The organism is Variovorax sp. ISS6, from assembly GCF_056523145.1.
In genome coordinates this window covers 2,921,201-2,934,947 of record NZ_JAWRZC010000001.1, presented here as the reverse complement: position 1 = coordinate 2,934,947, position 13,747 = coordinate 2,921,201, and the positions used below count along the sequence as shown (strand labels likewise).

At 70.5% G+C, this 13,747-nt stretch carries 13 protein-coding genes; 6 read left to right on the top strand and 7 right to left on the bottom strand.

Annotated features, from left to right (window positions below):
- Positions 1 to 9: 9 nt before the first annotated feature.
- Complete coding sequence (locus AC1HIL_RS13355; protein ID WP_479671963.1) at positions 10 to 1,002, bottom strand: ABC transporter substrate-binding protein; 993 nt, start codon at positions 1,000 to 1,002, stop codon at positions 10 to 12.
- 106 nt (positions 1,003 to 1,108) lie between these two features.
- Here AC1HIL_RS13355 and AC1HIL_RS13350 point away from each other — a divergent pair, with 106 nt between their 5' ends.
- From AC1HIL_RS13350 to AC1HIL_RS13325, 6 genes are all read left to right on the top strand, one after another.
- Positions 1,109 to 1,795 carry a TetR family transcriptional regulator gene (locus tag AC1HIL_RS13350; RefSeq protein ID WP_296798689.1) on the top strand — a complete coding sequence of 229 codons (687 nt, stop codon included), beginning with the start codon at positions 1,109 to 1,111 and terminating at the stop codon, positions 1,793 to 1,795.
- Between the two features lie 101 nt (positions 1,796 to 1,896).
- A complete protein-coding gene (locus tag AC1HIL_RS13345) occupies positions 1,897 to 2,712 on the top strand; it encodes an ABC transporter permease (RefSeq protein WP_082321787.1) in 816 nt (271 codons plus the stop codon).
- Entirely contained in the window at positions 2,709 to 3,761 is a 1,053-nt protein-coding gene (locus AC1HIL_RS13340; protein ID WP_479671962.1) for an NAD-dependent epimerase/dehydratase family protein, read from the top strand. The genes AC1HIL_RS13345 and AC1HIL_RS13340 overlap by 4 nt, the downstream gene beginning before the upstream one ends.
- Before the next feature lie 11 nt (positions 3,762 to 3,772).
- Positions 3,773 to 4,651 carry a GNAT family N-acetyltransferase gene (locus AC1HIL_RS13335; RefSeq protein WP_479671961.1) on the top strand — a complete coding sequence of 293 codons (879 nt, stop codon included), beginning with the start codon at positions 3,773 to 3,775 and terminating at the stop codon, positions 4,649 to 4,651.
- An 11-nt stretch (positions 4,652 to 4,662) separates the two neighbouring features.
- Complete coding sequence (locus AC1HIL_RS13330) at positions 4,663 to 5,730, top strand: dihydrodipicolinate synthase family protein (protein WP_479671960.1); 1,068 nt, start codon at positions 4,663 to 4,665, stop codon at positions 5,728 to 5,730.
- The gene (locus tag AC1HIL_RS13325) at positions 5,727 to 6,515 is read left to right on the top strand and encodes an ABC transporter ATP-binding protein (RefSeq protein WP_057589585.1); all 789 of its coding nucleotides are present in this window, start codon (positions 5,727 to 5,729) and stop codon (positions 6,513 to 6,515) included. Before AC1HIL_RS13330 ends, AC1HIL_RS13325 begins: the two co-directional genes overlap by 4 nt.
- 11 nt (positions 6,516 to 6,526) lie before the next feature.
- Here AC1HIL_RS13325 and AC1HIL_RS13320 read toward each other — a convergent pair whose 3' ends face one another.
- From AC1HIL_RS13320 to AC1HIL_RS13295, 6 genes are all read right to left on the bottom strand, one after another.
- Entirely contained in the window at positions 6,527 to 7,543 is a 1,017-nt protein-coding gene (locus tag AC1HIL_RS13320) for an XdhC family protein (RefSeq protein WP_057589584.1), read from the bottom strand.
- A gap of 39 nt (positions 7,544 to 7,582) precedes the next feature.
- On the bottom strand, positions 7,583 to 8,248 hold the full coding sequence (locus AC1HIL_RS13315; RefSeq protein WP_479671959.1) for a CoxG family protein: 666 nt from the start codon (positions 8,246 to 8,248) through the stop codon (positions 7,583 to 7,585).
- Between the two features lie 45 nt (positions 8,249 to 8,293).
- Complete coding sequence (locus AC1HIL_RS13310; protein WP_479671958.1) at positions 8,294 to 9,496, bottom strand: vWA domain-containing protein; 1,203 nt, start codon at positions 9,494 to 9,496, stop codon at positions 8,294 to 8,296.
- A gap of 12 nt (positions 9,497 to 9,508) precedes the next feature.
- The gene (locus AC1HIL_RS13305) at positions 9,509 to 10,414 is read right to left on the bottom strand and encodes an AAA family ATPase (RefSeq protein ID WP_203205054.1); all 906 of its coding nucleotides are present in this window, start codon (positions 10,412 to 10,414) and stop codon (positions 9,509 to 9,511) included.
- A gap of 111 nt (positions 10,415 to 10,525) precedes the next feature.
- Positions 10,526 to 11,317, bottom strand: a complete 792-nt coding sequence (locus AC1HIL_RS13300; RefSeq protein ID WP_479671957.1) for an FAD binding domain-containing protein — start codon at positions 11,315 to 11,317, stop codon at positions 10,526 to 10,528.
- Positions 11,318 to 11,355: 38 nt separating this feature from the next.
- A complete protein-coding gene (locus AC1HIL_RS13295) occupies positions 11,356 to 13,743 on the bottom strand; it encodes a xanthine dehydrogenase family protein molybdopterin-binding subunit (RefSeq protein ID WP_422097717.1) in 2,388 nt (795 codons plus the stop codon).
- Between the last annotated feature and the right edge of the window lie 4 nt (positions 13,744 to 13,747).

Below are 13,747 nucleotides of genomic sequence, written 5' to 3'. Positions count from 1 at the left end.
GCCAGGCGCTCAGGGCGCCATGCGCACGTTCCTGTCGAGGAAGTCGTTGCTGAACAGCAGCGCGGGGTCGTAGGGCTTCTCGATGCCGATCAGCGACGAGACCAGCTCGTAGTCGGCCTTCACGCGCGCGCCGTCGAAGGCGCCGAGCGCCACCTTGGTGGTGGTGTCGTCGCGCATCAGCTGCTTGATGCGTTCCCACTGGTCGCGCTGGTTGTCGGGCGACAGGCCGCTCACGCTCGCGGTCAGCGCCTGCAGGCAGGGCGCGAAGTCCTTCACGCAGGCTGCGTAGGCACGCTGCGTGACGGCGACGAACTTCTTCACCTGCTCGGGCTTCTTCGCGAGGTAGGCGCCGTTGACGATCAGCGAGTTGCCGTAGACGTTCACGCCCGCCGTGCGCCAGGGCTGGAAGCCGAGGTCGTCGCCGAACTCGCGCACCTTGAGGTCGTGCTCGTTGTAGAAGTCGCTGATGATGTCGACCGATTTGCTCTTGAGCGCCGCCACCTTGGCCTGCGGGCTCACGTTGACGAAGCTCACGCTGGCCGGGTCGAGCCCGGTCTTCTTCGCGAAGGCCGGCCACATCAGGCGCGCGGCGTCGCCCGGCGGGTTGCCGATCTTGCGGCCCGCGAAGTCCTTCGGCCCCTGGATGCCCGAGGACTTGAGCCAGTAGAAGCCCTGCGGGCTGTTGGCGTAGATCACCATCAGCGCCTTCACGTCGGCGCCCTTGCCGCGGGCCTGGATGGTGGTCGGCAGGTCGGAGATGCCGAGCTCGCTGCCGCCCGTGCCCACGCGCTGCGCCGACACGGCCGAGCCCTTGCCGGCCTCGATGTTGAGGTCGATGCCGGCCTCCGAATACCAGCCCTTGGACTTGGCGTAGTAGAGCGGCGCATGGTCCGCCGTGGGCGTCCAGTTGAGCATCAGGCTCATGGAATCGGCGGCGAATGCCGCGGGCCCCTGCAGCGCGAGAACGGCGGCGGCGCCAGCCACCGACAACAGCTTTTTCATGCAGCTCACTCCAAAAGAAGGTACAAACAGATCCTGAAATTCATATTACCAACTGTTTGGTTGACAGGCAATCGAAGCCTTCCCGCCCTGGAGACAGAATCCGACCATGCCTTCCGCCACCTCCCGCAAGTCCGCCGCCGCACCCGCCGCCACCCCCGCGGCTCCTGTCGCCACGCGCCGCGAGCGCGACCCCGTCGCCGCCAAGCAGGCGCTGATCGCCGCCGCGGTCGCCGAGTTCGCGACCAAGGGCTTCGCGGGCGCACGCGTCGACGAGATCGCCGCCGCCGCGGGCGTGAACAAGCAGCTCGTCTACCACTACTTCGAGAGCAAGCAGGGGCTGTACCTGGTGGCGCTCGAATCGGTCTATGCCGAGATCCGCGAGAAGGAGCAGAAGCTCGAGCTCGGCGCGCTCGAGCCGCGCGAGGCGATGGCGCAGCTGGTGGCCTTCTCCTTCGACTACCTGGCCGAGCATCCCGAGTTCATCGCCATGCTGGCCGACGAGAACCGCAACCGCGGCGAGCACCTGCACGAGTCGGAGCGGCTGCAGAAGATGCACTCGCCCTTCATCGAGATGCTCGAGGCCACGCTCGAGCGCGGCGTGGCCGCGGGCGTGTTCCGCGCCGACTTCGACGCGATCAACCTCTACATCTCGATCGCCGGCATCTCCTACTTCTTCTTCTCGAACAACCACACGCTGTCGGCCATCTTCGGCACGCCGCTCGACGCGCGCGGCGCGCTGCTCAAGCGCCGGCGCCACGTGATCGAGTTCGCGCTCAACGCGCTGCGGCCCTGAGCGCCCGCGGCCCTCGCGCCGCTTTTTATCAACTGGTTGGTTGACTCGATCGGCCAGCCTCCCTATGATCCGCCGCATTGTTTCCTTCCACAGGAATTGAGATGACGGCATCCGACGGCGCCTCCCCGCCCACCGCAAGCTCCGCGCCGCTGCCCGGCGAACGCCCCGCCTGGCAGCGCTGGGCCGTGGTGGTCGCGGTGCACGTCGCCGCCGTGCTGCTGTGGGAGTTCGCGGTGCGCGCCTTCCAGATCCAGCCCTTCGTGCTGCCGGCGCCCTCGAAGGTGCTCGCCACGCTGGCCAATCCGCAGCACGCCTGGCTCATGAACACCGGCGTCACCGCACTCGAGGTGTTCGGCGGCTACGTGCTGGGCCTGGTGCTCGGCATCCTCTGCGCGCTGCTGTTCGTCACCAGCCGGCGGCTGATGCTGGTGGCCTTCCCGCTGCTGGTCACGCTCAACATGATCCCGAAGGTGGCGATGGGCCCGCTGGTGATCGTGTGGTTCAGCTACGGCATCGGGCCGAACATCCTGATCACCTTCAGCCTGTGCTTCTTCCCGATCCTGCTGACCACGATCCGCGGCCTCAACGAGACCGAGCCCGAACTGCTCGACCTCGTGCGCGCGCTCAAGGGCTCGCGCTGGCAGCTGTTCCGCTACATCCAGCTGCCGGGCTCGCTGCCCTACGTGTTCTCGGGCATGAAGGTCGCCACCATCCTCGCGGTCGCGGGTGCCGTGGTGGGCGAATTCATCGCGTCGGAGCGCGGCCTGGGCTACCTGATGATCCAGGTGCAGGCCTCGCTCGACACCCCCGCGGTCTTCATGGCCGTGCTCCTCATCACCGGCCTGGGCGTGCTGCTCTACCTGCTGGTGCTGCTGCTGGAGCGCCTCTTCATCACCCAGGACGCCCGAATCCAATGAACACCACCACGCCCGTGCTCGACGACCTCCCCTTCCCCGAACGCTTCGACACCGAGGCCGCGCTCGAGGACTACCTCGCCACGCCCTCGCGCGACCTGCTGCGCGACATGGCGCGCATCGACGGCGACCTGATGGTGCTCGGCGTCGGCGGCAAGATGGGCCCGACGCTCGCGCGGCTGGCGAAGAACGCGATGCCGGGCCGGCGCGTGATCGCGGTGGCGCGCTTCAGCGAGGCCGGCGTGCGCGAGGCGCTCGAGGCGCACGGCATCGAGACCCTGGCCTGCGACCTGCTCGACGCCGAGGCGATCGCGCAGCTGCCGCGCACGCCCAACGTGATCTTCATGGCCGGGCGCAAGTTCGGCGCCGATGCCGACAACCCGTTGACCTGGGCCATGAACGCGCACGTGCCGGCGCTGGTGGCGCAACACTTCAGCGGCTCGCGCATCGTGGCCTTCTCCACCGCCTGCGTCTATCCCTTCGTGCCGGTGATCGGCCAGGGCGCGCACGAGAGCGAGGCGCCCAATCCGCCCGGCGAATACGCCAACTCCTGCGTGGGCCGCGAGCGCATGTTCGAGTACTTCTCGCAGCGCCACGGCACGCCGGGCCGGCTGTTCCGCCTGAGCTACGCCATCGACCTGCGCTACGGCGTGCTGGCCGACGTGGCCGGCAAGGTCTGGCGCGGCGAGCCGGTGGACGTGACCATGGGCCACGTCAACGTGATCTGGCAGGGCGATGCCAACGCGCAGGCGCTGCGCTGCCTCGCGGCCGCGACGGTGCCGACCTCGCCGCTCAACGTGAGCGGCCCCGAGACCACCTCGATCCGCTGGCTGGCCGAGGAGTTCGGCCGCCGCTTCGGCAAGCCGGTGCAGATCGCGGGCAGCGAGGCGCCCACCGCCTGGCTCATGAACACCGGCGAGGCCGAGCGGCTGTTCGGCTATCCGCGCGTGCCGTTGTCGCAGCTCGTGGGCTGGGTCGCCGACTGGATCGCGCGCGAGCAGCGCCAGTACGGCAAGCCGACCAAGTTCGAATCGCGCGACGGCAAGTACTGAAGGAAGACACCGTGTCCGCCACCGCCCTCGTCGAAACGCTGGACGCGCTCTCGCCGCGCGACCTGCCGCAGCTGGACGCGCTGGTCGCGGCCAGCGGCTGGAACCAGCTCGCGGCGGACTGGCGGCTGTTCGAGCGGCTCGGCAGCGTGCATGCGATACGCGACGCTGAAGGAACGATCGTCGCGAGCGGCGCTGTGCTGCCGCTGGAGCGCGCAGCCGACGCACCACGCAACCAGCCCGGCGCCGCCTGGATCAGCATGATCCTCGTGGCCCCCGCCGCGCGCGGGCAGGGCCTGGGCCGCGCCGTGTTCGCGCACTGCCTCGAGCGCGTGCGCGCGCAGGGCCGCGTCGCGATGCTCGATGCCACGCCGCAGGGCGAGCCGCTCTATGCGAGCTTCGGTTTTGCACCGCTGTGGCGGCTCACGCGCTGGCGCCGCGAGGCGCTCGCGCAGGCGGCCGATCCGGCACCGGTCGACCGGCCCGATGCCGCACCGCTTGCCGCGCTCGCCGCGCTCGACACCGAGGCCCTGGGCCTCGCCCGCCCCCAGGTGCTCGCCGACCTGCTCGCGCGCCCGGGCAGCCGCTGCGTGCGCGATGGCCTGGCCTTCGCCGTCGTGCGCGAGGGCCGCGTCGCCCATCACGTCGGCCCGCTGCTCGCGGCCGACGAGGCCCATGCCCGCGCGCTGCTGCCGCGCGCGCTCGCCGGTATCGCCGGCCCGGTGCTGATCGACGTGCCCGACGGCCGCGCGCAACTCGCGCAGGCGCTGCGCGCGGCCGGCTTCGAACCCCAGCGCGGCTTCGCGCGCATGGCGCTGCCGCCCGCGGGCGTGGCGGCGCCGGCTGGTCATCCCTCGTTCATTCACGCCATTGCCGGCCCCGAGTTCGGCTGAGGACTTCGCACATGCCATTGAACCGCTCCGACCTGCCCGCCGACGTGCTCGCGCTGCTCGCCAAGGGCACCGTGATCCCGGCCCATCCGCTCGCGCTCGATGCCGAGCGCCGCTTCGACCGCCGGCGCCAGCGCGCGCTCACGCGCTACTACGTCGATGCCGGCGCGGGCGGGCTCGCGGTCGGCGTGCACACCACGCAGTTCGCGATCCGCGAGCGCGGCCTCTATGCCGAGGTGCTCGAGGCCGCGATGGCCGACCGCCTGGCCTGGAGCGACCGGCCGATGGCGATGATCGCCGGCCTCTGCGGCCCCACCGCGCAGGCGAGCGCCGAGGCACGCACCGCCGTCTCGCTCGGCTACCACGCGGGCCTCCTGAGCCTGGCCGCGCTGGCCGGCGCCTCGGAAGACGCGCTGATCGCCCACTGCGAGGCGGTCGCGCAAGAGATCCCGCTGATCGGCTTCTACCTGCAGACCGTGGTCGGCGGCCCGGTGCTGTCGAGCGACTTCTGGCGCCGCTTCGCATCGATCCCGAACGTGCTCGCGATCAAGGTCGCGCCCTTCAACCGCTATCGCACCATCGACGTGGTGCGCGGCGTGATCGAGGCGCGCGCCGAGGAGCGCGTGTTCCTCTACACCGGCAACGACGACCACATCGTGCTCGACCTCGCCCTGCCCTTCGCGGCCATGCGCGACGGCGCGCCGGTGCAGGTGCGTTTTCGCGGCGGGCTGCTGGGCCACTGGTCGGTGTGGACCGCGGGCGCGGTGCGACTGCTCGCGCGCATCCAGGCCGAGCTGGCGGCCGGCCACGGCACGCTGAGCCCCGAGCTGCTCGCGCTCGATGCGCGCGTGACCGACTGCAACGCCGCCTTCTTCGACGTGGCGAACAATTTCCACGGCTGCATCGCGGGCTGCCACGAGGTGCTGCGGCGCCAGGGGCTGCTCGAGGGCATCTGGTGCCTCGACCCGGCCGAAGGGCTGGGCGCGGGCCAGTCGGTGGAGATCGACCGCGTGTACGCCGCGCACGGCGACCTCGCCGACGACGCCTTCGTGCGCGACAACCTCGCACGGTGGCTGGCATGACCGCGACCGCTGTCCGCGCCGAGGTCGAAGTGCCGCTGATCCGCATGCGCGGCCTGCGCAAGGTCTACCGCCGCCGCGACCAGGAGTTCCTCGCGGTCTCCGACGTCACCATGGACATCCACGCGGGCGACATGGTGTCGCTGGTCGGCCCCTCGGGCTGCGGCAAGTCGACGCTGCTGAAGATCCTCGCCGGGCTGCACGGCCACGACGGCGGCACGCTCGAGATCGGCGGCGGCCAGGCCTTCGAGCCGGGCCGCGACGTGGGCATGGTGTTCCAGCAGCCGCTGCTGCTGAAGTGGCGCACCATCCTCGAGAACGTGCTGCTGCCGGCCGACATCCTGGGCCTCGACCGCAAGGCCGCGACGCAGCGCGCGCACGAACTGCTCGAGATGGTCGGCCTCGCGGGCTTCGCCGACAAGCGGCCCTACGAGCTCTCGGGCGGCATGCAGCAGCGCGCCGCGATCGCGCGCGCGCTGATCCACGAACCCAAGCTGGTGCTGATGGACGAGCCCTTCGGCGCGCTCGACGCGCTCACGCGCGAGAAGATGAACCTCGAGATGCTGCGGATCTGGGAGCGCAGCCGCACCACCTTCGTGGTGGTCACGCACAGCATCCAGGAGGCGGTGTTCCTCGGCTCGCACTGCGCGGTGCTCACGGCGGGGCCGGCGCGCATGGCCGACTTCTTTCCGATCGAGCTGCCCGCGCCGCGCACGCTGCACATCAAGACCAGCGCCGAGTTCGGCCTCTACGTGCGGCGCATCTACGACCTGCTCGGGGTCGAGTAGACCCCTGCGGCTCAGGCCGGCAGCAGCCGTTCCTTGGCGCGCGCCACTTCCATCTCGCGCGGCAGCGGCACGGCGTTCTTCACCGCGAGGATCTCCGCCATCACGCTGACCGCGATCTCGGGCGGCGTCTTGCTGCCGATGTAGATGCCGATCGGCCCGCGCAGCCGCGCCAGCGATTCGGCGGTCTGGTCGAAGTGCTCGATCATGCGGTCGCGCCGCGCGTCGGCATTGCGGCGCGAACCGATGGCGCCCACGTAGAAGGCATCGCTCTGCAGCGCCTCGAGCAGCGCGAGGTCGTCGAGCTTGGGATCGTGCGTGAGCGCCACCACGCAGCTGCGGCGGTCAGGCCGGAAGGCCAGCACCGCATCGTCGGGCATCTCGGTGGTGATCTGCACGCCGGGCAGCGACCAGGCGGTGCGGTACTCGGCGCGCGGATCGCACAGGGTGACCGCGAAGCCGCTGAACTTGGCCATGGTCGCGAGGTACTCGGCGAGTTGGCCGGCGCCGATCAGCAGCATGCGGTACTCGGGGCCGAAGGTGTTGGCCAGTTCGGTGTCGTCGACCGTGAGTTCGTCGGGCGCCTTGGCTTCCTCGAGCCGCACCACGCCCGTGGCCAGCTCGACGGTGCGCCGCATCAGCCGGCCCTGTTCGAGCTGCGACACCAGCGTGTCGAGCGCGCCCGCGTCGGGCGCGTACTCGAGCAGCAGCTCGAGCGTGCCGCCGCAGGGCAGGCCGAAGCGGTGCGCCTCGTCGGCCGTGATGCCGTACTTCACCAGCGCGGGCGGCGCGCCCAGCGGCACCTCCTGGGCCTGGCCGTGGGCATGGCTGTAGCGCGCGATCAGGTCGTCCTCGATGCAGCCGCCCGAGACCGAGCCGACCACCGCGCCGTCTTCGGCCAGCGCCATGATCGAGCCCACGGGCCGCGGCGACGAGCCCCAGGTGCGCACCACCGTGGTCAGCAGCGCGCGCTTGCCGGCACGCCGCCAGTCGCGCAGCGTGCGAAGCACCATCACGTCGAGGTTTTCCATCGCGTCTTCTTTCGTGGAAAGCGGCGCCTATCGGCCGTCTCAGCCGCCGCCGGCTTCGCCGCCTGCACCGGGCTCGGCGTCCTTGTCCGATTTCTTGCCGAGGCCGATCTTCTTCATGAAGCCGGCCACCGCGCCGGTCTTCTCGGCCGGCGCCTCCGCGTTCTCGGGCGCCGCGGCCGGCGGCGGGCCGTAGCGGCTTTGCATCTCGGCTTCGAAGCGCTTGAAGAAATCGTCGGCCGTGGACTTGGCCGCGCCGTCGATCAGGCGCTGGCCGAGCTGGGCGATCTTGCCGCCGACCTGGGCCTGCACGGTGTAGTCGAGCTCGCAGCCGGCGGGGGCGAGGGCCGGGGCCGGCTCGGCGCCCTCGGCCACGGGCGCATCCGCGGGCGCGGCCGGCGCGGCATCGGCCAGCGGCCGCAAGGTCACGCTCGACGAGCCCTTGGCGAAGCCGGCCACGCCGCCCTGCCCTTCGAAGGTGAGCTTGTAGCCGTCGGGCGCGACGATGTCCGACAGCATCACCTTGCCGCTGAACTTGGCCGACACCGGGCCGATCTTGACCGCGAGGCCCACGCTGTAGGTGTTCTCGCCCGTCAGCTCGAACTTGTCGCAGCCGGGAATGCACTTCTTGAGCGTTTCCGGGTCGTTGAGCGCCTCCCAGGCCTGTTGCTGGGTGATGGCGAGCCGGCGGTTACCGAGCATTTCCATGGTGGTCTTTCCTTCTTGTGATCCTGTCCCGCGGCCCGAAGGCGGCTAGCGCCCCGACCGCATCAGTGCCGCGAGACTCGCGGCCAGCTGTTCGAGCGCGCTGAGATTGTGAACCGCGAGCATCGCGTCCGCATGGCGGTGCAGCACGCCGGCCCCACGCGCCAAAGGGGCGTAGCCCTCGAAGCGCAGCAGCGGGTTGAGCCACAGCAGCCGGCGCGAATGGCGTTTCAGCCACTGCAGTTCCTGCGCGAGCTGGGCCGGCTCGCCGGTGTCGAGCCCGTCGCTGATGACCAGCACCAGCGTGCGGCGGCCGGTCAGCCGGCGCGCATGGCGCTGGCGCAGCTCGGCCAGCGAGCTGCCGAGCCGCGTGCCGCCCGCGAAATCGTCGATCGCGAGGCTGGCCGCGCCCAGCATGTCGTCGGTGTCGGCCAGCCGGAAGGCCGGCGTGAGGTCGGTCAGCCCGGTGCCGAAGGCGAACACGTCGCGCCGGCCCGCGCGCCGCGTGGCCGCGTGCAGGAAGGCCAGCAGCAGCCGCGCATAGCGCTCCATCGAGCCCGAGACGTCGACCAGCACCAAGAGCGGCAGCGGCTGTTCGCGCCGCGCCAGCCGCGGCAGGCGCAGCATCTCACCGCCGGTGCGCGCCGCCTCGTGCAGCACGCCGGGCCAGTGCATGCGCGCATGGCGGCCGCTCTCGCCGGCCGGGCGCAGGCGCCGCGTGGGCAGCCGCGGCACCGGCAGCGAGATGTCGCGCGCGAGCCGCTCGACCAGCCGGTACTCGGCCGCGCCCAGCGCATTGAAGTCGGCATGGTGCAGCCGCTGGCGATCGCTCGCGGTCATGGCGGCGTCGAACTCGACCTCCTTGTCGGGCAGCGCAGCCAGCGGCGGTTTGTGCGGATCGCGCGGCGCGGCCAGCGCCTCGCGCACGCGCGGCCGGCGCTTCGAGGGCTCGGCCTTGCCCTCGGCGCTCGGCAGCATCTGCGCGAGCAGCTTGTTGGCGAGCTCGGGGTCGCGGAACCAGGCGTCGAACAGCTCGCGGAACACCAGCCGGTCCTGCTCGCGGCCGACCATCACGGCCTCGAGCGCGGCACTGAGGTCGAGCTTGCGCTCCACGCCGACCAGTGTGGCGGCCTCCTCGGCCAGCGCGATGCGCGCGGCGTCGGTGCGCACGCCCGCGCGGCGCAGCGCCCGGCCGAAGGCGGCGATGTTGCCGGCCAGCTTGCCGGTGCGGGCGTCGCCTAGTTGCTGCATGGCGGCTTCATCTCAAGCGCCGGCCTGCTCCGGTTCCGGCTTCAGCAGCTCGCTCGCCAGCTCGCGGGTCAGCGCCGCCACGTCGTCGCGCTGCTTGAACAGGATGCCGGCGGTGTCGGACACCACCTCGGGATCGAGCTCGACCGTGTCGAGCGCGATCAGCGCCCGCGCCCACTCCACGCTCTCGGCAATGCCGGGCGCGCGCTGGAAGGCGTTGACGAAGGGCGCGCTACGCAGGCGGGCAGCGAAGTCGGCCACCTGCGCCGACAGCTTCTCGCCCACGCCCGGCACCTGGGCGCGCACGATGGCCAGTTCGCGCTCGCGCTCGGGATAGTCGAGCCAGTGGTAGAGGCAGCGCCGCTTCACGGCGTCGTTGAGTTCGCGCGTGCGGTTGCTCGTGAGGATGGTGACCGGCGCCACCTCGGCGCGGATGGTGCCGAGCTCGGGAATGCTGACCTGGTACTCGCCGAGGTACTCGAGCAGGAAGGCCTCGAAGGGCTCGTCGGCGCGGTCGACCTCGTCGATCAGCAGCACCGCGCCCGGTGCCGGCGCCTGCAGCGCCTGCAGCAGCGGGCGGCGGATCAGGTAGTGCGGCTGGTAGACCTCGGCCTCGACGTCGCGCACCGCGCCCGAGGCCTCGACCGCGCGCATGTGCAGCAGCTGCGCCGCGTAGTTCCACTCGTAGAGCGCCTCGCGCTGCTCGAGGCCGTCGTAGCACTGCAGCCGCAGCAGCTCGCGCTGCAGCGCCTTCGCCAGCGCCTTCGCGAGTTCGGTCTTGCCCACGCCGGGCTCGCCCTCGAGCAGCAGCGGACGCTGCAGCTTCAGCGCGAGGAACACGGCGGTCGCGAGCCGGCGGTCGGCGTAGTAGCCGGCGCGCAGCAGGCCGTCGGTGAGGGAGTCGATGGTCTCGAAGGTCATGGCCTAGGGTAATGCACGGCCGGCGCTGCGGACATCGCAACGCAAGAAGGACGCGAAAGCCGCGCGAAGGCGTGCTTCGCGCCGCTCCCGCGATCGGTCAGCCCGTCTTCGTCAGCCCAGCGCCTTCGTCACCGCGCGCTGCGTCAGCACGTTGATCAGGTTGGCGCGGTAGGCGGCCGTGGCGTGCAGGTCGGTGTTGAGTTCGCTGGCGTCGATCTTCACGCCCGCCGCGGCCGCGGCGGTGAAGCTCTTGTTGAGCGCATCCTCGAGCCCCGCGTGCCGGAACACGCCGTTGCCCGCGCCGGTGATGGCCACGCGCACGCCGCTGTCGTACTGCGCGAGGAACACGCCGACCAGCGGGAAATGCGAGGCCTTCTGGCGCAGCTTCTCGTAGACCGCGCGCTTCGGGATCGGAAAGCGGATCGCGGTGATCAGCTCGCCCTCTTCGAGCGCCGTGGTGAACAGGCCCTGGAAGAAGTCGTCGGCCGCGATCTCGCGCTTCGTGGTGACCACGGTCGCGCCCGTTGCCAGCACCGCGCTCGGATAGCAGGCGGCCGGATCGTTGTTGGCCACCGAGCCGCCGATGGTGCCCATCGCGCGCACCTGCCGGTCGCCGATGCGCGAGGCCAGGTCGGCCAGCGCCGGGAAGGCGGCCTTCACCTCGGCGTTGTTGGCCACGTCGAGGTGGCGCGACATGGCACCGATGACGAGGGCATCGCCATCCTTCCGGATGCCGGTGAGTTCCTTGATGCCGCCGAGGTCGACGAGCTGCTCGGGCGCCGACAGGCGCAGCTTCATCGAGGCCAGCAGGGTCTGGCCGCCCGCCAGGGGCTTGCCGCCGGCTTCGGCCAGCTTGACGGCGTCGGCCAGGGCCGCGGGCCGTTCGAACGTGAAGGCGTACATGGGGTGGTTCCTTCTTTATTTATAGATATGGGGGGTGATCAGGCGGCAGCGCCTGCCTTCTGCATCGCTTCCCAGACGCGGCTCGACGAGGCCGGCATGTCGAAGTCCTTCACGCCCAGCGGTGCCAGCGCGTCGAGCACGGCGTTGATGACCGCCGGCGGCGAGCCGATCGCGCCCGCCTCGCCGCAGCCCTTGGTGCCCAGCGGGTTGTGGGTGCAGGGCGTGCAGACGGTGTCGAGCTTGAACTGCGGGAACTCGGCGGCGCGCGGCATGGCGTAGTCCATGAAGCTGCCGGTGAGCAGCTGGCCGGTCTCGTTGTCGTAGACGCAGTTCTCGAGCAGCGCCTGGCCGATGCCCTGCACCAGCCCGCCGTGCACCTGGCCCTCGACGATCATCGGATTGATGATGGTGCCGAAGTCGTCCACCGCGGTGAAACGGTCCACGCGCACCTCGCCCGTCTGCTTGTCGATCTCGACCTCGCAGATGTAGGTGCCGCCCGGGAAGGTGAAGTTGGTCGGGTCGTAGAAGGCGGTCTCGTTGAGGCCCGGCTCGAGCTTGTCGAGCGGGTAGTTGTGCGGCACGTAGGCCGTCAGCGCCACCTGGCCGAACGGGATCTTCTTGTCGGTGCCCTTGACCGTGAACTCGCCGTTGGCGAACTCGATGTCGGCGTCGCTCGCCTCCATCAGGTGCGCGGCGATCTTCTTGGCCTTGGCCTCGATCTTGTCGAGCGCCTTCATGATGGCCGCGCCGCCGACCGAGATCGAGCGCGAGCCGTAGGTGCCCATGCCGAAGGGCACGCGGCCGGTGTCGCCGTGCACCACGTCGACCGCCTCGACCGCGATGCCCAGGCGCGCCGCCACCACCTGCGCGAAGGTGGTCTCGTGGCCCTGGCCATGGCTGTGCGAGCCGGTGAACACGGTCACGCTGCCGGTCGGGTGCACGCGGATCTCGCCACACTCGAACAGGCCCGCGCGCGCGCCGAGCGCGCCCGCGATGTTCGATGGCGCGATGCCGCAGGCCTCGATGTAGCTCGAGTAGCCGATGCCGCGCAGCTTGCCGGCCGCCTCGCTGGCCGACTTGCGCTGGGCATAGCCCTCGACCTCGGCCAGCTTGCGCGCCTTGTCCATGCAGGCATGGAAGTCGCCGGTGTCGTACTGCAGCGCCACCGGCGTCTGGTACGGGAAGGCGGTGATGAAGTTGCGCTGGCGGATCTCGTCCTGGCCCAGGTTCATTTCCCAGGCGCAGCGCGAGACCAGCCGCTCGAGCAGGTAGGTGGCCTCGGGCCGGCCGGCGCCGCGGTACGCGTCGACCGGTGCCGTGTTGGTGAACCAGGCATCGACCTCGACGTAGATCTGCGGCGTGGTGTACTGGCCCGCGAGCAGAGTGGCGTAGAGGATGGTCGGCACCGCGGTCGAGAAGGTCGACAGGTAGGCGCCGAGGTTGGCATCGGTGTGGACCCGCATCGCGAGGAACTTGCCTTGACTGTCCATCGCCATCTCGGCATGGCTCACGTGGTCGCGGCCGTGCGCGTCCGACAGGAAGCATTCCGAGCGCTCGGCCGTCCACTTGATGTTGCGGTTGAGCTGCTTGGCGGCCCAGGTCAGGCACACGTCCTCGGCGTAGAGGAAGATCTTCGAGCCGAAGCCGCCGCCCACGTCGGGCGCGATCACGCGCACCTTGTGCTCGGGCAGGCCCAGCACGAAGGCCGTCATCAGCAGCCGCTCGACGTGCGGGTTCTGGTTCGAGACGTAGAGCGTGTAGTCGTCGGTGCCGCGGCTGTAGCTGCCGATGGCCACGCGCGGCTCGATCGGGTTGGGGATCAGCCGGTTGTTGACCAGATCGAGCTTCGTGACGTGCGCGGCGCCCGCGAAGGCGGCATCGACCGCCGCCTTGTCGCCCAGCGCCCACTTGTAGCACTGGTTGTCGGGCGCCTCGTCGTGGATCGTGACGCCGCCGGCCTTCTTCGCCGCGTCGGCCACGCCGACCAATGCGGGCAGCACCTCGTACTCGACCACCACGGCCTCGGCGGCGTTCTTCGCCTGCTCGACCGTCTCGGCCACCACCATCGCGACATGGTCGCCGACATAGCGCACCTTGTTGATCGCGAGGATCGGGTGCATCGGCTCCTTCATCGGCGTGCCGTCGGGGTTGTTGATCAGCCAGCCGCAGGGCAGCCCGCCCATCTTGCCCTCGATGTCCTTGCCGCTGAAGATGCCGACCACGCCGGGCATCGTGAGCGCGTCGGCGATGTCGACCGAGACGATGCGCGCATGCGCGTGCGGGGAGCGGACGAACACCGCGTGCGACTGGTTCGCCAGCGTGATGTCGTCGGTGTAGTTGCCCGCACCGGTCAGGAACCGGTAGTCTTCCTTGCGCCGCAGCGCGTTGCCGATGTGCGGCAGGTTCGCGAAGTCGGAGGCACCCATGTCG

Excerpts from the sequence above, each read along its gene's own strand:
- AC1HIL_RS13320 (WP_057589584.1), bottom strand. The coding sequence starts at position 7,543 with ATGGAAAACCTCGACGTGATGGTGCTTCGCACGCTGCGCGACTGGCGG.
- AC1HIL_RS13325 (WP_057589585.1), top strand. The coding sequence starts at position 5,727 with ATGACCGCGACCGCTGTCCGCGCCGAGGTCGAAGTGCCGCTGATCCGC.
- AC1HIL_RS13345 (WP_082321787.1), top strand. The coding sequence starts at position 1,897 with ATGACGGCATCCGACGGCGCCTCCCCGCCCACCGCAAGCTCCGCGCCG.
- AC1HIL_RS13340 (WP_479671962.1), top strand. The coding sequence starts at position 2,709 with ATGAACACCACCACGCCCGTGCTCGACGACCTCCCCTTCCCCGAACGC.
- AC1HIL_RS13300 (WP_479671957.1), bottom strand. The coding sequence starts at position 11,317 with ATGTACGCCTTCACGTTCGAACGGCCCGCGGCCCTGGCCGACGCCGTC.
- AC1HIL_RS13295 (WP_422097717.1), bottom strand. The coding sequence starts at position 13,743 with ATGGGTGCCTCCGACTTCGCGAACCTGCCGCACATCGGCAACGCGCTG.
- AC1HIL_RS13350 (WP_296798689.1), top strand. The coding sequence starts at position 1,109 with ATGCCTTCCGCCACCTCCCGCAAGTCCGCCGCCGCACCCGCCGCCACC.
- AC1HIL_RS13305 (WP_203205054.1), bottom strand. The coding sequence starts at position 10,414 with ATGACCTTCGAGACCATCGACTCCCTCACCGACGGCCTGCTGCGCGCC.
- AC1HIL_RS13355 (WP_479671963.1), bottom strand. The coding sequence starts at position 1,002 with ATGAAAAAGCTGTTGTCGGTGGCTGGCGCCGCCGCCGTTCTCGCGCTG.
- AC1HIL_RS13330 (WP_479671960.1), top strand. The coding sequence starts at position 4,663 with ATGCCATTGAACCGCTCCGACCTGCCCGCCGACGTGCTCGCGCTGCTC.
- AC1HIL_RS13315 (WP_479671959.1), bottom strand. The coding sequence starts at position 8,248 with ATGGAAATGCTCGGTAACCGCCGGCTCGCCATCACCCAGCAACAGGCC.
- AC1HIL_RS13310 (WP_479671958.1), bottom strand. The coding sequence starts at position 9,496 with ATGCAGCAACTAGGCGACGCCCGCACCGGCAAGCTGGCCGGCAACATC.